The following is a 19,021-nucleotide window of genomic DNA, read 5'->3' on the forward strand; positions in this document are numbered from 1 at the left end:
GCGCTCATCCGCTGTCAGCGTGTCCATGCAGGTCAGCGCCATTTTGAACACATGGTCGCTCTTGACCCGCCGGGTCCATCGCAGGGTGCAGACCGTGTGCACACCGCGTTCCCGCAGGTCACAGCGATTTTGAGCAGATGATCAGCAGATCGCGGTGACAGCACGGTCGTGTTCACGAGCACGGCCTGCACACCAAGTGCTCATGATCCGCTCATGGCCTCTGAGGAGATGTCGGCATCCGATTCGGAACCGATCTCTCGGGGGTTCACATGCACGCCACCTCAACCCGTTCCGCAGCCGTCACGGCCGCCCGCGGGGACGAGTACGCCGACCGGTCCGCGCGCGGCGAGAAGAACGACGCCCCGCACGTGCTGGACGTCGCGGAGACGACGTTCGACCTGCTGACGCGGGGACCGGCTCCCCTCGCGCTGGACGGCGCCGCGCTGGGGCACGGACTGCCCGCTCGCCGGATTCCGCTCGGCGAGCTGCGCGCGATCCTGCTGCACCCGTCCACCAACCACACGGCGCGCGACATCGTGTGGAAGGAGCTCATCGTCCGTGCCAGGCAGAAGGGCGCCTCGTGGGTCATGGGCTGCGTCGGCATCGCGCTGCCGGGTCTAAAGGCGGTCGTGCGTGACCGGCTTCGCAGGCTCGACACCGAGCCCAACGCCGGGACCGCGAACGTGGCGGGTGAGCTGCTGTCGGCGTTCTACGACGCCCTTCTGCACATCGACGTGGAGCGTCCGAAGATCGCCCAGCGGCTGCTGGCGCAGTCCACCAAGACCGTGGAACGGCGGTACCGGGCGCAGGTCCGGGTGGTGCTGGTCGACCCGAGCACGCTCGCGCGGTTGGTGACGACTGCGGTGCCGTCCAGCGGTGATGTGGACCAGGTTTTGGAGGCCGCGGTTCGGCAGGGCGCCATCACCGCCGACGAGGCCGAGATCATCGCCGCGACGCGTCTGGACGGCGTCGCGCCCGCCGAGCTGGCCGAGCGGCTCGGAACGTCCTACAGCGCACTGATGAAGCGCCGCCGCCGCGCCGAGATGCGGCTGGTCGAGGCCATGCGCGACAACGGCCTGCGCGACGACTTCGGCTACCTGATGTCCAAAAACGGGATCTGAGCTGTCGGTTACTTAGTGAGAGGAACCCCGGGGCGAAGACGGGGCTCGGGCCGGATGCTCACCCGGTCCCCACCGTCCGACCATCCGCCGAGTGCCTTCGAAGGAGGACACCCGCAAGGCCCGGCCCCGTCTTCACCCCGCGGTCCTCTCTCCACCACAGCCGTTCGCCGTTTCCCGCGCTGTCCGCGCTTCTTCGTTCGCCGCATCGTGCTCGTGCTTGGAGGGCTCCCAGTTGAGCGTCCGCCCGTTGTCCGATCTTCTCTCGTTCCGTCGGCCGCGCGTGAGCAAGCTCCGCCTGGCCGCCGCCGTACTCGTCGGCAGCATCGGCCTCGTGCTGTCGGGCTCGGTGGTCGTCGTCACGGTCGCCTCGGTCGCGCAGGCCAGCGCCGAACCGGCCGTGCTGGCCGCCAATGCGCAGCTCGAGCAGGTGATCGACAATCTCCGTAATGTCATCGTCGGGCTGCTGGTCGCGCTGGCCACGCTGTTCGCCACCATCGGCGGTGTCCGCTATCTGCTGGCCGGGGGCGACCCCAGCGAGGCGGAGGCGGGTAAGCGCACCTTGCGCAATGCCGCGATCGGGTACGGGATCGCGGCTCTGGCGCCGGTACTGGTGCAGATCCTCCAGTACATCGTCGGGTCCTGAGCGTGCGTGCCTTCCCAGGGAAGGGCTCGCGCTTGCTGGTCCTGCTCGGTGCGATGGCGCTCGCCGGGGTCTGCGTGCTGAGCGTGGCTCCGCACGCCGATGCGGCTGCCCCTTTACTGAGCCCGTCGCCATCACCGGCGCCGAGCACCGCCCCGTCCTCGACGCCTTCCGTGGTCCCGAGCGAGATGCCGTCCATCGCCCCGAGCGGTACCGACACCGGCGATGGAGCGTCGACCGGAGACGGCAAGGACGAGTGCGGCTGGATCGATGTCGGCTGCAAGGCCAAGCAGGCCATCACGGGCTGGTTCCAGGCTCTGGCCAGCGGCGCGCTCAAACCGGTGATGGGCACCCTGGCGGCGACACAGTTCGCTACGCCCGAGATCGGGTCGGGGCCGATGAAGCGGGCCGAGCAGATCTGGGGCACGTCGCTGGCGATCGCCGACACCTGCTTCGTGCTGCTGGTGACGCTCGCCGGCGTGCTGCTGATGGCCGGTCAGACCTTCGCGGGCGAGACCTCGCCCGGCCAGGTCATCCGGCGCATGGCGCTCGCCTTCCTCGCGATGAACACCAGCCTGATCTGGATCGGCTACGGCATCCAGTTCGCCAACGGCCTCGCCTCGGCGATCTTGATGAACGGAACCGACAAGATCGATCCCGACCAGGCCGGACGAGTGCTGGCCGAGGGCATCGAGGCGTCCATCAACACCGGCGGTGCCTTCTACACGATCGTCTCCCTGATCACGGTGGTCCTGGCGGCGATCCTGCTGTTCGGGTACGTGATGCGCCTGGCGATCATCATGGTCCTGGTCGGCCTGGCACCGGTCGCGCTGATGTTTCACGCGCTGGCGCTCACGGACGGCTTGGCGCGGTTGTGGTGGCGAGGGATCTCCGGCGCGCTGGCGATCCAGGTCTGCCAGTCGTTCGTGTTCATCACCGCCGTGCAGCTGCTCTTGTCTCAGCACAGCGACAACAACCACTTCTTCGTCGGTGTCCCGACCGAGCAGGCCGAACTGATCGACCTCCTGCTGGTCATCGCGCTGCTGTACATGCTGATCCGCATTCCCCGCTGGGTCGCGCGGACGGTCTGGCAGTCCGCGCAGCCGCGGACGCTCCAGCGACTCGTCAGAACCCTGCTCGTCTACAAGGTGTTCGGTGCCGTCAACAACGCGGCCGGACGAGTGCTGCGGGGCACGAAGACCCCGCATGCCGCTGCGGGCGGCACGAGGGCCGGCCGCCCCGGCCCCGGTGGTGGAGGGCATCGGAATCGTGGTCCCCACGGCGGCCCGCACGGGGGTCCCCACGGCGACGGCTCCAATGGTCCGAGCGGCGGGCCCGGCCCGCAACCCGATCGCGGTAGCGCGCACGGCGCCCGGTCCCACGAACGACGCGGTCCCGACCGCAGGCACCGTCCCCGCCCCATACCCGACCCCACGCCACGCACCGGGCCCCGCAACGCGCCGTTCCCGGCCGGACGCACGCACACCGGTAGGTCGCCGCGTCCTGACCACAGCGCGGCCCCACAGGCCCGGACAGCACGCCGCCCGGCCCCGCAGGACGGCCCCGCCCGGCCACACCCGCGCATCCCGGCACCGTCGCACACCCGGCCCTATCGGCGCGCTGAGAACCCGCGCCGTCCGGCGCCGCGCCGTTTCGTGCGGCTCGATCCACCGCGCCAAAGCCGCTACGGCAGGAGGAACCGTTGAACGACGACTACGAGCCGCTGTCGGCGCGCATCCCCGCCGACATCGAGCAACCCGACAAGATCATGTATGGGCTCACCGGCCGCCAACTCCTGATCCTCGGCACCACCGCCCTGGTGACGGTGTCGATCTTCATGGCGGCAGCGCCGACCCTGCCGGTCCCGATCGTCGCGGGATTGTGCTTCCCGCTGGTGGCCGCCGGGTGTTCGATGGCGCTCGGCCGCCGAGACGGGATGGGGCTGGACCGCTTCGCCCTGGCCGCCCTCGACCACGTGCGCCGCCGTCGAACGCTGGCCGCCGCACCCGAGGGAGTGTCGGCGCCTCCGGCGTGGTGCCGGGTACGCGCCACGCTTCCGGGACCATTGCGGTTCCCCATACGCGCCATCCGCCAAGACGGCGTCATGGACCTGGGGGGTGGCGCGGCCGCCGCGATGGTCCGGGCAGGAACCATCTCCCTAGGGCTGCGCACGGCCGCCGAGCAGGCCGCACTCGTGGGCTTCTTCGGGCGGTGGCTCAACTCACTGGAATCCCCGGTACAGATCGTCGTCCAGGCACGTCCTGTTGACCTGTCCGAGCTCACCAACCGGGTGACCGAGGCCGCTGCCGATCTTCCGCATCCGGCGTTGCGGCGAGCCGCCGAAGGCCACGCCGCCTACCTCGACGAGCTGGGCGCGTCTCGGAACCTGCTCATGCGCGAGGTGCTGATCGTCCTGCGCGACCAGCCGGTTCCCGGCTCGCCCGGCGGGCGACGGCGAGGGCGCGTCCGCGAGGCCAGCGCGGCGATCGTCGCGCGCCGCGCCATCGACACCGTCCGCACCCTGACCGGGTTCGGAATCAGCGCCGAAGCGCTCGACGCCGACGAGTGCGTTCGCGTCCTGTCCGAGGCGTTCTCGCCCGGCGAAGCGAGGCCCATCCCGTCCGCCGACCTCGACCAGCCCATCACCAGCCGCTACTCCGCCGAGGAGGCCCTGGCGTGACTCGATCTTTTCGGCAGCCACAGCGCTATGACCTGTCGGGCCTGGCCACCGGGCTCCGCGCGCACGCACAGGGCCTGTGCGCCGAACTCGCGGCGGTCGAGCTACTGATTGCGCACCGGTTCTGGCTCTCCCGGGCCGACTTCCGCGACCGGTTCATCAGCACCGATCGGGAGAACCCGGACGAGGCCGCTTCGGCATGGGTCGACTGGATCGGTGCCGCAGCTGCCATGAGCTCGGGACGGCTTGTGTGCTCGTCCGGCGAGGCCGCCGTCCTGCACATCGCCATTGCACTGGCGACCGGCGGGCCGTTCTCCACGTCCGTTCTGACCTGCCTCGACCGCGCCAACTTCGCGCTCGTCATCACGGCGACCGTCCGCGCGAGTGGCCGCACCGACACTCAGGTGGAGATCAGATGAGAACGACCACAAGCCCCTCGCTGGTCCGCGCGGTCTTCTCGCGGATGGCCGGCGCCACCGCGCCTCCTTCCGAGGACACCAGCGAAGCAGGAGCCGCGAACCTGGGCGATCTACTCGCGCCGTCCGCGCTGCGAATCAACGTGTCATCTTTGGATCTGCCCGAGGGCTGTTGCGCGTCGTTCGCGATCGCCGGATATCCGCGCGAGGTCGGCGCGGGCTGGCTGGAGCCGTTGCTCACCTATCCCGGCCGCCTCGATGTATCGCTGCACGTCGAGCCGATCCCGCCGATAGCGGCCGCGCAACGGCTGCGTCGGCAGTTGGCGCGGTTGGAGTCCAGCGCACGCGCGAACGCCGAGGCCGGCCGGTTGGCCGACTTCAACGTCGAGGCCGCCGCCGATGACGCCGCCGAGCTGGCCTCCTCGCTGGCCCGCGGTCACGGCCGCCTCTTCCGAGTCGGCCTCTACCTCACCGTCCACGCCCTCGACGCCGAGGAGCTGGATGCTGAGGTCCAACAGGTGCGGGGCCTGGCCGGATCGCTGCTGTTGGACGCTCAGCCCACCACCTTCCGCGCCCTGCAAGGGTGGACCACCACCCTGCCGCTCGGGACGGACGCCATCAGACAGCGCCGGACCTTCGACACCCAGGCGTTGGCCGCCTCGTTCCCGTTCGCCTCACCCGACCTCAACGCCCCGGCCGGGTCGACCGGTGTGCTGTACGGGGTGAACGTCGCCAGCTCCGGAGTGGTGGTGTGGGACCGGTTCGCCCAGGACAACCACAACTCCGTCGTCCTGGCCCGCTCTGGCGCCGGCAAAAGCTACTTCACCAAGCTCGAAGCCCTACGCCTGCTGTACCAGGGCGTCGAAGTGTCGGTGATCGACCCTGAAGACGAGTACCGGGCCCTGGCCGAGACCACCGGCGGCACCCATCTCGCACTCGGCGCGAAGGGGGTCGCGTTCAACCCGTTCGACCTGCCCACCGACCAGGGCGACGACACTCTGATCCGGCGCGCCCTGTTCACCCAGACACTCGTCGCCGCCATGCTCGGCGAGCCGCTCAAGCCGTCCGCGCGGCCCGTCCTCGACCGCGCGATCTTGGCCGCCTACGCCGCCAAGGGCATCAACATCGACCCCGCCACCTGGACGCGCCCCGCGCCTCTGCTGGCCGACCTGGTCGAACAGCTCGCCATCAGTTCCCACCCCGACGGCGTGGAGATCGCCGACCGCCTCGCCCCCTACGTCTCCGGGTCCTACAAGGAGCTGTTCGCGCAGGCGACGACGACCCGGCCCGACGGGCATCTGGTGGTGTTCTCACTTCGGGATCTACCCGAAGAGGTCAAGTCGGTCGGGGTACTCCTCGCGCTGGACGCGATCTGGCGCAAGGTCGCCAACCCCGCCGACCGGCGGCCCCGCCTCGTCATCGTCGACGAAGCGTGGATGCTGATGAAGGAAGCCGAAGGCGCCCGCTTCCTCTACCGGCTCGCCAAGTCAGCACGTAAGCACTGGGCCGGCCTGACGGTCGTCACCCAGGACGCCGCCGACCTCCTTGCCTCCGACCTCGGCCGCGCCGTCGTCGCCAACTCCGCAACCCAGATCCTGCTTCGCCAAGCGCCCCAAGCCATCACCGCCGTCGGTGAGGCGTTCGGGCTCTCTGAGGGCGAATGCGCGTTCCTGCTATCAGCCGAGCGTGGGGAGGGCCTCTTGTGCGGCGGGAACGCCAGCGACCGCGCGGCCTTCGCCGCCATCTCCTCACCTGAAGAACACCAGGTCATCACAACGAACCCCGCCGAGCTGCTCGACCACCACGACGGAGAGGGCGACCCGCTGTGACCATGCTCAACGACGTCCCGCACTGGACGCGCATCTTCGACCAGGCCCAGCAAATTCCCGTGCTCGTCACCCACTATGGCGCGGTCACCGCTGCCACCGCAGGAGCCGCCACGCTCGCCTATCGGACGATGTCCGCGCTGGTGCGACGCTGGCAGCACCGGCGACTCAGCCAGGACGCACGCCTGATCACAGTGTCGGTGCCGCCGCAGGTCGACCCGGCCAGCGCGCCCGCCTGGTGGGCCCACCAGGCGGGCCTGCTCGCCCCCGCGTGGAAGCGTTGGCTCTTCGGCCAGCCGCATCTGGTGTTCGAATACGTCGCCGACGCCGCCGGAGTCCGCTTCCAGATCTGGGTCCCCGGGGCGGTGCCGCCCGGCATGGTCGAGGAGACGATCCGGGCCGCCTGGCCGGGCGCCACCACCACAACGACTCGCCCAGCCGCCTTTCCCATCCCGACGAGGGCGGTGACCGTCGGAGGGCGTCTGGTGCTGTCCCGCGACGATTCCCATCCGTTGAAGACCGATCACCAGACCGACCCGATCCGCTCGCTCCTCGGCGCGATGTCGGGACTCGAAAAGGAGCACTACGCCGCCGTCCAGATCCTCGCCCGCCCCGTCACCGGCCGCCGCCTGGCCCGCGCCCACCGCGTCGCCTCCAGACTGAAAGGCGGGAACCCGGCATCGTCCCGAGGCTTCTTCTTCGACCTCCTCACACCCGGCACGCGCACAACAACCTCCGGGCATCAGTCAGGTTCCGCCCAGGCAAGCGCGCACCCCGAACGCGCCGAGCAGGTCCGCGCGATTCTGGCCAAGGCGACACAGCCCCGTTTCGAGGTCGACATCCGCTACGCCGTCGGCGCGCCCGATTCCGACCATGCAACGAAATGGCTGCGCGGACGCGCTCACGCCATCGCCTCAATCGCCGCGCTCTACGCCTCCGGCCATCAGCACCTTCGCCGCCGCAAACTCCCAGAACCGACCAGCGCGCTGGCCGACCGCCGGCTCGGACGCGGCTACCTGCTCGGCGCCGCCGAGCTGGCCGCGCTCGCGCACCTGCCCCTGGACGCCGACGCGCCCGCCATCACCCGCGCGGGCGCCCGCCCGGTCGCACCGTCACCCGACGTCCCCACCGGCCCGGACACCGGACACGGGCCCGGCCGCGTGCTGGGCGATGCCGACGCGGGCCACCGGCGCCCCGTCGCGCTGCCCGTCATCGGGGCCCGCCAACACGTCCACGTCCTGGGACAGACCGGCGTCGGTAAATCAACCCTGCTCGCCTCGCTGGTCCTGGCCGACGCCCACGACGGACGAGGCGCCCTGGTCATCGACCCCAAAGGCGACCTCATCGCCGACGTCCTGGACCGGCTCCCCGCCCGCATGGCGGGCCGAACGGTGGTGTTCGACCCCTCCGACCCGGCGCCACCACCCTCGGTCGGCATCCTGTCCGGCCCCGACCCGGCATTCGCCGTCGACTCCGTCGTCTCGATCTTCCACCGCTGCTTCCGGTCCTCCTGGGGCCCACGGCTGGACGACCTGCTGCGCTCGGCCTGCCTGAGCCTCATGCACGCCCACGGCCCCCGCGCCACCCTCGCGCAAGTCCCGCAGCTCCTCACTGACACCGCCTTCCGTGCACGCGTAGTCGGCCGCTTGTCAGACGATCTTCTACGGGGCTTCTGGGCCGGCTATGACGAGCTGTCACCGGCCGGACGGGCGGCCGCGATCGGGCCCGTGATGAACAAGCTCCGCGCCGTCCTGCTGCGCCCGTTCGTCCACCAAGCCCTCTCAGCGACCGGCTCGACCGTTGACCTGGCCCGCCACCTCGGCCATGGCGGCCTCGTCTTGGCTCGGCTGCCCAAGGGCGTGCTCGGGGAGGACGCGGCCCGCTTGATGGGCTCGCTGCTGCTCGCGCACACCTGGCAGGGCATCACCCGCCGCGCCGACCTGCCCGAGCACGAACGCCCGGACTCGGCCGCCTACATCGACGAGTGCCACAACTTCCTCAACCTGCCCGGCTCGGTGTCCGACATCCTCGCCGAGGCCCGCGGCTACCGGCTCTCCCTCGTCCTGGCCCACCAGCACCTGTCCCAACTGCCCAAGGACCTGCGCGACGCCGTCTCTGCCGACGCACGCAACAAGATCTACTTCGCCGCCTCACCCGAAGACGCAGGCGACCTCGCCCGCCACGCCGGCCCCGTCCTGTCCGCACACGACCTCGCCCACCTCGGCGCTTACCAAGCCGCCGCGCGTCTCGTCACCGCCGGCCAACCCACCGGCGCCTTCACCTTCCGCACCCGCCCACTCCGCGACCCGATTCCCGGCCGCGCCGACCACATCCGAGCCGCCTCCCGCGCCCGCTTCACACCCCGCGTGACCACGACCAAGGCCACCAGCGGCAAGAGCAGCCCACTTACTGCCGACCCGCGTGCCGAGCAGCCCGCTGAGGAGGAACGCCCGCAGTGAAGAAGGTCATTCGCCATCGCCGGGCACCGAGCCCCATCACACGGGCAACACCTGAACTCTTCCTCGACCTCCGCGGGCGTCTCACCGACCGTGACATGGCCATCCTCGAACTGGTCTGGGAACACCGCGTCCTGACCACCCACCAGATAGCCGCGATCTTCTTCACCACACCCGGCAAGGCCCGCGACCGCCTCCTACAACTGTTCCGCCTCAAAGCCCTCGAACGCTTCCAACCCTGGGTCCCCGTCGGCGCCGCGCCCTACCACTGGCTCCTCGGACCGCTCGGCGCCCAATGCCTGGCCGCGCACCGCAACATCACCCTGGCCGAGTTCGGCTACCGCCGCACCACCGCACTCCAGATCAGCCACTCCCGCCACCTCGCCCACCAGGTCGGCGTCAACGAGTTCTTCACCCAGCTCCACGCCCACGCCCGCCACACACCCGGCGCCCGCCTCGACAAGTGGTGGCCCGAACGCCGCTGCGTCCATCTCTGGGGAGACCTCGCCCGCCCCGACGCCTACGGCCGCTGGACCGACATCACCGCCAACGGCCGAGGGCCGGCAACGGTCGACTTCTTCCTCGAACACGACACTGGCAGCGTCACCCTCGCTAAGGTCGCCGCCAAAATCAACGGCTACGACGCCCTCGCCGAGGCCACCGGCATAACCACACCCGTCCTGTTCTGGCTCCCCAGCACCCGCCGCGAGACCAACCTCCGCGCCCTGCTGGGAACACCACCGGTCCCCCTCGCCACCGCCGTCCACACGCCCGCCAACGACCCCGACGGCGGCCCCGCCGGGCCCGTGTGGCTACCGGCAGGACACGACGGCCCCCGCCGCCGCTTGGCCGACCTGACATCCTCGCCACCACACGCGTCCGAGCCCCGTACCGAGAGCGGGGAGGACGCCGGTTGCCGATAGTCGCGCTCCTGGTCGCCCTCGTCGTCCTGGTGGTCGTCCTCATCGGTGCCGTCACCGGCTCGACGCCCCAACCCGACGCCTGCGAGTCACAGGTCGACGGCCCGCCGGTCGCCGGCATCCCCGCCACCTACCTCGCCCTCTACCGCAAAGCCGCAGCCGACTACGGCATCCCCTGGGAGATCCTCGCCGCCGTCGGTTCCGTCGAGTCCGACCACGGACGCTCCACAGCACCCGGCATCCACTCCGGCGAGAACCACGCGGGCGCCGGAGGTCCCATGCAGTTCCTATCCGCCACCTGGGCGGGCTACGGCGTCGACGGCGACCACGACGGCAAGAAGAACCGCTACGACCCGGCCGACTCCATCCCCGCAGCCGCCAACTACCTCCGCCACAACGGCGCCCCGCCCAAAATGCGCGCCGCCCTGTTCGCCTACAACCACAGCAACACCTACGTCGACAACGTCCTCAACCGCGCCCACAAGTACAAGATCACACTCACCACAGGCACCACCCCGGCGAACGCCTCTCCACCAGCCGAGTGCGCCGAGGCCGCCGCCATCAGTGCACCCAATGCCACCATCGCAAAGATCATCGCCTTCGCCATGGCCCAACGCGGCAAGCCCTACGTCTTCGGCGCCACCGGCCCCAACGCCTGGGACTGCTCCAGCCTCGTCCAAGCCGCCTACGCAGCCGCCGGCCTCACCATCCCACGCACCACCTTCGCCCAATGGCCCTTCGGCATCCGGATCCCCAACGACCACGCCCAGCCCGGCGACCTCGTCTTCTTCAACTCCGGCCCCGGCACCTCCACCACCACACCAGGCCACGTCGGACTGGTCATCGGCAACGGCCAAATGATCGCCGCCCGCTGCTCCACCTGCCACCCAGCCATCGGTGTCGAGACCTACCACCGCCCGGACTGGATCGGCACCACCCGCCCCCTCTTCCGCCTAACGAGCACGTCCAACCCAGACCAGCCCCTCCGGGGATGACCACAAGCCCTGAAACATCCACGTCATCGGGCAACCGGTTCGAGAGAGCCCGAGTCCGGGCGGGACGGCCGCCACCTTCCCAGCCGGCCTCCTCGTGCGCCCGACCGTCGCCCCTGACGACCTCGCCGCCGCGCCGAGAAGGTTCACCCGCCGGGGGACGCAGCGGCGAGTTCACGCCGCCCTTGCCCTTGACGCACGAGGTGGCGGTCAATGACGCCCCGGTTCCGCCCGGGACCGGACCACCGGCACGCAGGGACACTCCGTCCCCGCACCGCCCAAGCGGAAGGAGCACGAAACCCATGGCGCACACCGACCGCCTTCACGACACCCAGAAGTCACCAACCGCGCCCGACCACCTCGCCCGGGAGGTCGCGCGGCTGGTCGACCCGCTGGCCCAGGCCAGCCTGATCAGCCCCGAGGACGCTGAGGTCACCCTCGACCTGCACCTCGGACAGGTCGGCGTCCTGCCTTTCCGCCCCGGCCTGACGCCCGACTACCGGGCCTGGTCCGGAAGTCTCGCCTGGGCCGCACTCATCCTCTACCCCCGCACTCCACCCCCCGTGCAGTTCCCGATTGCCGAGGAGCAACTCGCCCGCGACGCCGCCAACGCCAAGGCGTACGCCTTCCACGCGTCGCTCTTCACCACCCGGGCATGGCATGACCGCAGCACGTTCCAGCTCGTCGACCATCTCGGTCCAGACGACCCGGGGGTCTTCTGGATCAACCTCGCTGACGCATCCGAACACGGAGACCTCGAGCCCTACCGCATCCCTCTTGCCGACATGACCAGCTGAACCAGAAGCGAACAGCACTCGGAACACGGGGCGGGGACCTACGAGGTCCCCGCCCCGTTACTCGTCGCGCCGCCTGCCAGCGCTCTACGCCTTTCCAGACGCCCCAACCGTCCACGCCGTGCCCGGACGCCGACCGAGCGCCCAGAAGCGCGAGTCTTCCGAACGGCGCAAGGGTCCGCGCCAAGACGACCAGCGCACCCGAGCCGACACCACCCACCGAGGCGGCCTCCTATCCGCCACCCTTGAGCAACCTGCAGCGGCCTCGGCGATTGAACTCGCCGAGGCCACCGATCAGTTGATCAGAGGTCTAGAGCGCCAGCCTTCACGTGCTTGAGGAGGTCAGTGAATGCGGCGCGGTCGAGGGCGATGTGGCCGCCGTTGGGATTCTTGCTGTCTCGGACACCGATGGCGGTTGATGCCCGCGCAACCTCCACGCACGCCTGCTCGGTGTTGCTGCGGCTGCTCTTGCGCCACTTGGCTCGGGCGAAGTCGGCACTCATGGTCCGTTCATCTCCTTAGCGATCTGCCGGAACAGCGCTGAGCTGTCCTCTTGCGACAGGGCGTCGTCCCAGATGACCGTAAACGCCTCGGCGTAGCGGTCGATCTCACGGGGTTTGTCCAGGTACAGGGCTCCGGTGAAGCCTTGCACATACACAGTCGGCGGTTCGTGGTTGCGTCCGTCTCCTGTGGTCAGGAACCGGAGGATGATGAAGGGCCCGGTGTCGAGGCCCCGATGCGCGCCGGCCGAGTAGGGCACGACGCGGACGCAGACGTTGAGGCGTTCGTTGAGTTCCGCGAGCCGATCGAGTTGGGCTGCCATGACCGCCGGCCCGCCCACGATGCGGCGGATGGCGGCTTCGCTCAGGGTTGCCCGGAGCGTAGGGGGCGCTGTCACACGTGTGACCAGGGCCTGCCGCTGGACTCGCAACTGAACCCGTCGTTCAACCTCCTCGTCCTGGAGATCGGGCCGGTTCTTCTTGAAGAGCGCACGATGGTAGTCGGCGGTCTGGAACAGGCCCGGGATCAGTTCGGGCGAGTATTCCTCCAGGCTGTTCGCGGCTTCCTCGAGGCCGATGAACAGGTCGAAGCCGTCGGGGATGACGTCGCCGTAGGCGTGCCACCAGCCCTTGCCCTTGGTCTCCTTGGCGAGGCCCATCAGGGCCGTCTTCATGTCGTCGGGCGCCCCGTACACGCGGCACATGGTCTCGACGTCGTGGGATCGCAGGGACGTCTGCCCGGTCTCGATCCTCCACATCTTCGCCTCGGACCATTCGAGTGCCGTTGCGGCCGCTTGCACCGTAAAGCGCGCGTTTGTCCGAAGTTCGCGGAGGTACCGGCCGAGCTGCCTTCGGGGGACGGTCGACCCCGTCGCGGCTTCCGTCACCCGCATCACCTCCATCCTGGGGCGGTCTTTCACTCGGAATGAAAGCATCCGCTCGCACGATTCGCAATAAGCCTCCGACCTGCGGAAATTCAGTCCGGAGAATGCGCCTGAAGCCTTGCAGACGCGGTTTTCATGGTGCTCTACTCGGAGTCAGCACGGAGGTAGTTCGCGACAATCCGTGACCCCGGCGAGCCGGTCAGGGCGCCCGTTCCGCGCATCGCCACAGGAGCAACCGTCCCCGCACGGAAGAGGCCGATCATGAAGACCACTGACGGATATCAGAGCACGGGCGCCAGTGTCCGCACCTTCGGAGCGTGACTCCGTGGGAGCACACGCGCGGGCTACCGAAGCGCGCTACATCCCCTCGCCGCCGGACCGGGGATCGGCGAGTGGTCCCGCAACCCCGATCCCCCAGCGCGAGCGGATCACGTTCCTGGTCCACCTCTCGAAGGCGTTCGCCCACATGGAGGGCATCGTCACGGCCTTCGCCGTCATCCAGGGATACGCGGTCCTCAACGTGATCCCGCTGGGCTGGCCCGGACGGTCTGTCACGGTCGGGTGCCGCTACTGCCGAGATGGGGCGTGGTGGTTCTACGACATCCGCACCGGCCAGTTCATCCGGCCGGCGAACGAGGCGAGGGCGGCGGCCCACGGGATCAGAATCCAGATGGAAGAGGCGGCAGCGGCATGACCTTGGAGGTAGCGGACTACCCCCGGAAGCGGTTCGGCAAGGTCGCCGAGATCAACGGCATCACCAGTGACGACGGCCCGTGGATCAGCGTGCGTGAGGCGTTCGACATCACCGGACTCAAGTCCGGTGTCCTGCTGCGGTGGGAGGAGGAGGGGCTCATCTCTGTCGTCCAGGACGCCGAGCGTTCGCAGCGGCGGTACCTCAAGCGGGAACTGGAGATCGTCGCCGAAGTCGGAGATGACGGGCCGACGAACCTGCGGACCCTGCGCGACTACGTGAAGGCTCGCTCTGACGCCCCGGGCGTGGCTGGGCCTCCGTCGAGCCGTGCGGCCGACACCCGGCAGGAGAACACGCCCGAACCTGACGGTTCGGAAGGTGCGGTTTTCCTGGCCACGCTGGCGAACCTGCTTCGCGGACAGAAGCTCTCGCCCGAACTGGTCGGCGAGTGCCGGTTGCGAGTGATCAGGGATGCGGGCTCGCGTGGTGTCGCGATCGAGTGCCGTCGCCGGGCGAGTGACGGTGACCGGTGGTGGTTCAGTTGGGGCGGTGGGGTCTGGTTGTGCGAGGCCGATAACCCGACCGAGGCCGTAGTCCAGGTGAAGGCGGCGCTCCGGACGATCGGGGCTCCCTGATGACGATGCCGGGACCGATGGGGTACGCGGCCAAGCCGCAGGCCATGGGCGCGCTGATCTCCACCTTGTTCGCCGACCGGCTGTTCGAGCACGGCATCCCGTACCTGCGCGTCGGCCTCATGACGGTCTATGTTGAGGACCGCGCGGCGTCGGAACTGGCGGACCTGAAGCGCCGCCCCGCCGACGAGGCCATCGGTGCGGCCCTCGGCGTCGTGGCGAAGGCGTGGGACGAGGCGATGACCATGCACGGGATGTTCCGCCGGACGATCGACGAGTGCCAACGGCAGGTTCGTTTGGAGCTGGAAGAGCTCGTCGACGAGCACGTCACGCTCGTCCGGAACGCGGCCGAGGGCGGGCCGCGCGAGCCGGATGCGCGGCTGGAGGCCGAACAGGCCGAGGCCGAGGAGGACGAGCGGTTGTGCGCGCGGCTGCGTACCTCGGGGGCTGACCCCGTCCCGCAGCGTTGCGGGCAACCGTAGAAGGTCCGCTCCGCGCGCGCGAGGAGGGGAGCGCGCTCGGGGTGCGGGTCCTGGACTCAGTCGGCTAAGGGCCGGATCCAGGGCCCATCCAGTCGCCGGGCGGGGTTCCGTGCCCCCGTCGGACCCCGCCCGGTCCTTCCAACAGATCTTCGGTGAAAGAGGGTGTCGCGTGCTCACGGATTCGTCCGCGCGGTTGTCCGCAGATCTCCTCGTCATGGTGGTGCTCGTCCGAGAGGACGGTGGGGCCGGCGGCTCGGTCCCGACCTACACCTTGGATCAGCTCCCTCGCGTGACCGCGCGGGCCCAAGCGGCAGGCATGACCGCATTGAAGGTCTTCGCCACCGACCGGCGTGACGCCTCGGGGACACGGGCCCACGCTCCGGACTCGGTGATGGCGCGTGCGATCAGCGCCGTCAAAGCGACCTGCCCGAGCATGCAGGTGATGACCGAGACCTGCCTGTGCGCCTACCTGTCGACCGGCGAGTGTCACCTCGCCGTGCGCAACGGGCAGCCCGACCAAGCGGCGACCATCGCGGCGCTCGCGCGGCAGGCCGTGGCCCAGGCCAAGGCCGGAGCCGACGTGATCGGACCGGCCGCCATGATCCCCGGCTCGGTCGCAGCATGCCGAAGCGCACTGGACTCCGCGGGATTCGACCGGGTCCGCATCATGCCGCACCTGATCGTCGACTCACGCCTCTATGACGGCTACCGGACAGCCATGGGCATCCAGCCCCGGCAGGAGCCTCGCCCTTTCCAGCTCCCCATCTCCGGGCACACGACCATGGCCGTCGAGCGGGGGCTGATGATGCTGGCCGAAGGCGCCGACTCGCTACTGATCGAACCCGCCCTGTTCTCCACCGACATCCTCAGCGGCCTGCACGCCAGAGCCGGCGTCCCGCTCCTGCCGTTCTCCGTCTCCGGAGAGTGCACCACCCTTCCGCCCGCGCTGCTGGCCGAGGAGTACGCCATGCTCCTGCGCGCCGGCGCCTCGCGGGTGGTCACCCATGCGGCGCTGACCCTCGCGGATACGCTCGGTGACGCGCCGTCCACCATCCCGACACCTCGGAAGACACCGACATGACCATCGTTCCCATCGACTCGGGCAGCAGCCCGCTCGCACCCGCCGCCGCCTACTTCCAGAACGCACTGCCCAAGCGAGCGCTGCGGCTCGGTGGGCGCACCAGCCACCTCGCCCGCGCCTACGCCCGGCGCGTCATCGACGCCCTCACCGCCGTCGTGCCCGGCCTGGAGATCGACTACGTCCCCATCGAGACCTCCGCCGACCGATACAAGGGCGACCTGTCGGAGCTGGGCGGCAAGGGCCTGTTCATGAAGGAGATCGACAAGGCCTTGATGATGGGACAGATCGACGCCGCCGTCCACTGCATGAAAGACGTCCCCGGCGACGTCCCCCTGCCCAAGGAATTCGTCTTCGCCGCCTACCTCGAACGCGACGACGTCCGCGACGCGGTCGTGTTCCCCGAAGGCTCCAAATACGGCCTCCTCAGCGACCTCCCGCCGGGCGCCCGTATCGGAACGTCCGCCGTCCGGCGCAAGGCCCAACTCCTCCGCAGGCGACCCGACCTGAACGTCCAGCGGTTCCGCGGCAACGTCGTCCCGCGCTTGACCCGCCTCGATGAGGAACAGGAGGTCGACGCCCTGGTGCTCGCCGGCGGCGGCCTGGCCAAGGTGGGGATGGAGCACCGCATCTCGCAGCTTCTCAGCCTGGACGAGATGTGCCCCGCCATCGGCGCGGGCGTCGTCGGCGTCCAATGCCGCAAGGCCGACACCGGGATCGTGGAACTTCTCCAGGTCATCGACGACGCCGAGACCCGCACCCACATCCTCGCCGAGCGGACCATGCTCCACGCCCTGCAAGGGCACTGCAACAGCCCCATCGCCGGACACTGCCACACCACCGACGACGGCCAACTCAGCCTCATCGGCATGGTCTTCAGCCGGGACGGCGCCACCTTCGCCTACGCCCACGAGTGGGACGCCCCAGACCACGCCTACGAGCTGGGGGCTTTCGTCGCCGCGAGCCTCACCCGCAAGAACGCCCGAAGCATCATCGCCGGCACCCGCCTGCACTGACGCCGATGACGACCACTATCGCCGCTCCCCAGACAGCAGCCCACGCGGTACTGACCGACTCGCGCGGACTCGTCCTACTGGTCCACCCGGCCTACAAAAGTCGATGGCACCTGCCAGGCGGATACGTACGCGAGGGCGAGCTGCCGTCCGCCGGCGTCGCACGGGAAGTACACGAAGAACTCTCCGTCTCGCCGGCGTTCCCACCGAGTCCCGCACTCGTCGCGTGGGCGCCGAACGCCGGAGACCGACTCCTGCTGTACTACTCGGCCAAGCTGTCCGCTCAGCAAGTGCGGGAAGTCCGAACCGACGGCCACGAAATCATCGGGTACCAATGGTGCTCCCCCGACGCCCTCAACGAGTGGCTCCACCCGGCCCTCGCCGACCGGACCCGCCTCACCCTCGAAGCCACCCGACGCCGACAGACCCTCTTCACCGAACCGCGACGAGCAACCCTCTAGGGCGCCGTACGGACAGCGCCACGCAGAGGCGCGACTTTCCGCCCGCCCGCCCTGTGCGTGGCGCTGAAGGCGTGCCGGTGCAGCAACAACCTCTACTCTCCGCTGTTGCGCGTTATGGCTCCTGGTCCTCTGCTGCGGAAACACCCTGTGCTGACCCATCGTGGGTGGAGTTCGGCTGCACGGGCGTGATGAGTACCTGATTCAGCAGGCCTGCGGTACCGCCGATGACACTGCCGCCTGCCAACAGCGCATGAGAGAGCGATCGGGCTTGCAGGTAAGTCAAGACGCCGGCAGCGGCGCCTACCAGTGCCGCGATCACCAGGATCGCAGCAGAACGAAAGCTGATCATTCCAGACAGGCGAGGTCTACGGCTCATCTTCGACTCCTCGGCATCCCTGCGCTTCGGCCGCACAAGGTCTCTGCCTCCAGTACGCCAACTCCACCCCGCGTTGCACTACACCGCAACGTCCGTTGCAGCACTACGCAACAGGCGTTGCACCAGGTGGCAACATCTGGCCTGTCCGCAGTCTCCACCGAGTCAGTCGCTGGCGCCATGATGAGGGTATGGCAGACATTGTCCCGAGGCGTGAAGATACTCCGGAGCCTGGCGACGAACTCAGCTCGGAGGTAAGGGCATGGGTTCTCGAATTGAACGCGCTATGGCAAAAGATCGGAATGTCACGCAACCGTTTTGCGGCCGCCAATCCCATCGACAAGGGAACCCTTTCTCGCTATCTCAATGGCAAACGAGTGCCCCGCGACCACTGGTTGCTCGATAGACTCTTGTCCATACAAGCGGAACGAGGAAAAGCGGTTTCCGAAGAGGTACGCGAGCATCTCGTTGACCTCCAACTGAACGCCCTAAAGGTGTCCCATCCACACGGATATCAACTGCGTCGAATTAGCGATGAACTAGAAATCTCCGCAGTCAATCAACGTGAAGCGGAACGCTATGCCAATTCACTGAAGGAGCAACTAGACGACCGCAACCGCAAGCTCGTCGAATATACCCGACGAATCGATGAGCTATCGGGACAGCAAAGCAAGCTGCGTGCAGCATGGGATTCTAATCGCGCGGAACTAGAAGCTGAGATCGCTGAGCTGACGCAAAAATTGACGCTTGCCCGAGAACAAGCCAGGGTAGCTGGACAACGTTCCCGGGACCTCGAACGGGTTCTCGACATAATTGAAGTTGGCCCGGAAGACGCTCCTCTAGGGGGGCTCGGCGGAATTAGCCTAGAATCACCAGCCGCAGTTGCCACCCTTTTGCGGTCCCTACCCGATCTGGACGCACTCACAGAAGCTACGGCGTTGGCCGCGCGTGCCGCCAACGATGCGCCACTCGACCACCCCGCCGAAATCGCCGAACTCCTGAACGCCTTCAGCGATCTGCGACTCGACAACCAAAAGGTCGCCTTGGCCGCGCGTGCCGCCAACG

20 protein-coding genes are annotated in these 19,021 nt (G+C 68.9%); 17 read left to right on the plus strand and 3 right to left on the minus strand.

Annotated features, from left to right (window positions below; all coding sequences use genetic code 11):
- Positions 1 to 269: 269 nt before the first annotated feature.
- The 10 genes from J4709_RS50145 (at position 270) to J4709_RS50190 (ending at position 11,845) form a co-directional block, all read left to right on the plus strand.
- Entirely contained in the window at positions 270 to 1,121 is an 852-nt protein-coding gene (locus J4709_RS50145) for an RNA polymerase sigma factor (RefSeq protein WP_208252593.1), read from the plus strand.
- Between the two features lie 247 nt (positions 1,122 to 1,368).
- Positions 1,369 to 1,764 (plus strand): pilin, encoded by a 396-nt coding sequence (locus J4709_RS50150; RefSeq protein WP_208252594.1) that lies wholly within the window; start codon positions 1,369 to 1,371, stop codon positions 1,762 to 1,764.
- Positions 1,765 to 1,796: 32 nt separating this feature from the next.
- Positions 1,797 to 3,467, plus strand: a complete 1,671-nt coding sequence (locus tag J4709_RS50155) for a TrbL/VirB6 family protein (RefSeq protein WP_208252595.1) — start codon at positions 1,797 to 1,799, stop codon at positions 3,465 to 3,467.
- Positions 3,464 to 4,441, plus strand: a complete 978-nt coding sequence (locus tag J4709_RS50160; protein WP_208252596.1) for a PrgI family protein — start codon at positions 3,464 to 3,466, stop codon at positions 4,439 to 4,441. The genes J4709_RS50155 and J4709_RS50160 overlap by 4 nt, the downstream gene beginning before the upstream one ends.
- The gene (locus J4709_RS50165) at positions 4,438 to 4,857 is read left to right on the plus strand and encodes a hypothetical protein (protein ID WP_208252597.1); all 420 of its coding nucleotides are present in this window, start codon (positions 4,438 to 4,440) and stop codon (positions 4,855 to 4,857) included. The genes J4709_RS50160 and J4709_RS50165 overlap by 4 nt, the downstream gene beginning before the upstream one ends.
- Positions 4,854 to 6,683 carry a VirB4 family type IV secretion system protein gene (locus tag J4709_RS50170; protein ID WP_232385295.1) on the plus strand — a complete coding sequence of 610 codons (1,830 nt, stop codon included), beginning with the start codon at positions 4,854 to 4,856 and terminating at the stop codon, positions 6,681 to 6,683. Before J4709_RS50165 ends, J4709_RS50170 begins: the two co-directional genes overlap by 4 nt.
- A gap of 2 nt (positions 6,684 to 6,685) precedes the next feature.
- Positions 6,686 to 9,139 (plus strand): type IV secretory system conjugative DNA transfer family protein, encoded by a 2,454-nt coding sequence (locus J4709_RS50175; protein WP_232385302.1) that lies wholly within the window; start codon positions 6,686 to 6,688, stop codon positions 9,137 to 9,139.
- Positions 9,140 to 9,234: 95 nt separating this feature from the next.
- Positions 9,235 to 10,059: a replication-relaxation family protein gene (locus J4709_RS50180; RefSeq protein WP_208252599.1), complete on the plus strand. Its 825-nt coding sequence runs from the start codon at positions 9,235 to 9,237 to the stop codon at positions 10,057 to 10,059.
- Positions 10,050 to 11,051, plus strand: coding sequence for an NlpC/P60 family protein (locus J4709_RS50185; protein WP_232385296.1), 1,002 nt, complete (start codon positions 10,050 to 10,052; stop codon positions 11,049 to 11,051). The genes J4709_RS50180 and J4709_RS50185 overlap by 10 nt, the downstream gene beginning before the upstream one ends.
- A gap of 299 nt (positions 11,052 to 11,350) precedes the next feature.
- On the plus strand, positions 11,351 to 11,845 hold the full coding sequence (locus J4709_RS50190; protein WP_208252601.1) for a hypothetical protein: 495 nt from the start codon (positions 11,351 to 11,353) through the stop codon (positions 11,843 to 11,845).
- A gap of 299 nt (positions 11,846 to 12,144) precedes the next feature.
- Here the strand turns inward: J4709_RS50190 and J4709_RS50195 are convergent, their stop codons facing one another.
- Both J4709_RS50195 and J4709_RS50200 read right to left on the minus strand, forming a co-directional pair.
- A complete protein-coding gene (locus J4709_RS50195) occupies positions 12,145 to 12,345 on the minus strand; it encodes a DUF397 domain-containing protein (protein WP_208252603.1) in 201 nt (66 codons plus the stop codon).
- A complete protein-coding gene (locus J4709_RS50200) occupies positions 12,342 to 13,235 on the minus strand; it encodes a helix-turn-helix domain-containing protein (RefSeq protein WP_208252604.1) in 894 nt (297 codons plus the stop codon). Before J4709_RS50200 ends, J4709_RS50195 begins: the two co-directional genes overlap by 4 nt.
- Positions 13,236 to 13,551: 316 nt before the next feature.
- Here J4709_RS50200 and J4709_RS50205 point away from each other — a divergent pair, with 316 nt between their 5' ends.
- From J4709_RS50205 to J4709_RS50230, 6 genes are all read left to right on the plus strand, one after another.
- Complete coding sequence (locus J4709_RS50205; RefSeq protein WP_208252605.1) at positions 13,552 to 13,920, plus strand: hypothetical protein; 369 nt, start codon at positions 13,552 to 13,554, stop codon at positions 13,918 to 13,920.
- Positions 13,917 to 14,552, plus strand: a complete 636-nt coding sequence (locus J4709_RS50210) for a MerR family transcriptional regulator (RefSeq protein WP_208252607.1) — start codon at positions 13,917 to 13,919, stop codon at positions 14,550 to 14,552. The genes J4709_RS50205 and J4709_RS50210 overlap by 4 nt, the downstream gene beginning before the upstream one ends.
- Positions 14,552 to 15,031 (plus strand): hypothetical protein, encoded by a 480-nt coding sequence (locus J4709_RS50215; protein WP_208252608.1) that lies wholly within the window; start codon positions 14,552 to 14,554, stop codon positions 15,029 to 15,031. The genes J4709_RS50210 and J4709_RS50215 overlap by 1 nt, the downstream gene beginning before the upstream one ends.
- 169 nt (positions 15,032 to 15,200) lie before the next feature.
- Entirely contained in the window at positions 15,201 to 16,112 is a 912-nt protein-coding gene (locus J4709_RS50220; protein ID WP_208252610.1) for a porphobilinogen synthase, read from the plus strand.
- Positions 16,109 to 17,125 carry a hydroxymethylbilane synthase gene (gene hemC / locus J4709_RS50225; RefSeq protein WP_208252611.1) on the plus strand — a complete coding sequence of 339 codons (1,017 nt, stop codon included), beginning with the start codon at positions 16,109 to 16,111 and terminating at the stop codon, positions 17,123 to 17,125. The genes J4709_RS50220 and hemC overlap by 4 nt, the downstream gene beginning before the upstream one ends.
- Positions 17,126 to 17,130: 5 nt before the next feature.
- Complete coding sequence (locus J4709_RS50230) at positions 17,131 to 17,583, plus strand: NUDIX domain-containing protein (RefSeq protein ID WP_208252612.1); 453 nt, start codon at positions 17,131 to 17,133, stop codon at positions 17,581 to 17,583.
- Between the two features lie 112 nt (positions 17,584 to 17,695).
- Here the strand turns inward: J4709_RS50230 and J4709_RS50235 are convergent, their stop codons facing one another.
- Positions 17,696 to 17,932, minus strand: coding sequence for a hypothetical protein (locus tag J4709_RS50235; RefSeq protein WP_208252614.1), 237 nt, complete (start codon positions 17,930 to 17,932; stop codon positions 17,696 to 17,698).
- Positions 17,933 to 18,147: 215 nt separating this feature from the next.
- On the opposite strand from J4709_RS50235, the gene J4709_RS50240 reads away from it, so the two are divergent.
- Positions 18,148 to 19,021: hypothetical protein (locus J4709_RS50240; RefSeq protein ID WP_208252616.1), on the plus strand; the 874-nt coding region annotated here is incomplete at its 3' end.

It is taken from the genome of Actinomadura violacea, from assembly GCF_017573465.1.
GTDB classification, from domain to species: domain Bacteria; phylum Actinomycetota; class Actinomycetes; order Streptosporangiales; family Streptosporangiaceae; genus Spirillospora; species Spirillospora violacea.

Excerpts from the sequence above, each read along its gene's own strand:
- J4709_RS50145 (WP_208252593.1), top strand. The coding sequence starts at position 270 with ATGCACGCCACCTCAACCCGTTCCGCAGCCGTCACGGCCGCCCGCGGG.
- J4709_RS50170 (WP_232385295.1), top strand. The coding sequence starts at position 4,854 with ATGAGAACGACCACAAGCCCCTCGCTGGTCCGCGCGGTCTTCTCGCGG.
- J4709_RS50175 (WP_232385302.1), top strand. The coding sequence starts at position 6,686 with ATGCTCAACGACGTCCCGCACTGGACGCGCATCTTCGACCAGGCCCAG.
- J4709_RS50180 (WP_208252599.1), top strand. The coding sequence starts at position 9,235 with ATGGCCATCCTCGAACTGGTCTGGGAACACCGCGTCCTGACCACCCAC.
- J4709_RS50190 (WP_208252601.1), top strand. The coding sequence starts at position 11,351 with ATGGCGCACACCGACCGCCTTCACGACACCCAGAAGTCACCAACCGCG.
- J4709_RS50195 (WP_208252603.1), bottom strand. The coding sequence starts at position 12,345 with ATGAGTGCCGACTTCGCCCGAGCCAAGTGGCGCAAGAGCAGCCGCAGC.
- J4709_RS50200 (WP_208252604.1), bottom strand. The coding sequence starts at position 13,235 with ATGCGGGTGACGGAAGCCGCGACGGGGTCGACCGTCCCCCGAAGGCAG.
- J4709_RS50210 (WP_208252607.1), top strand. The coding sequence starts at position 13,917 with ATGACCTTGGAGGTAGCGGACTACCCCCGGAAGCGGTTCGGCAAGGTC.
- J4709_RS50215 (WP_208252608.1), top strand. The coding sequence starts at position 14,552 with ATGACGATGCCGGGACCGATGGGGTACGCGGCCAAGCCGCAGGCCATG.
- hemC (WP_208252611.1), top strand. The coding sequence starts at position 16,109 with ATGACCATCGTTCCCATCGACTCGGGCAGCAGCCCGCTCGCACCCGCC.
- J4709_RS50230 (WP_208252612.1), top strand. The coding sequence starts at position 17,131 with ATGACGACCACTATCGCCGCTCCCCAGACAGCAGCCCACGCGGTACTG.
- J4709_RS50235 (WP_208252614.1), bottom strand. The coding sequence starts at position 17,932 with ATGATCAGCTTTCGTTCTGCTGCGATCCTGGTGATCGCGGCACTGGTA.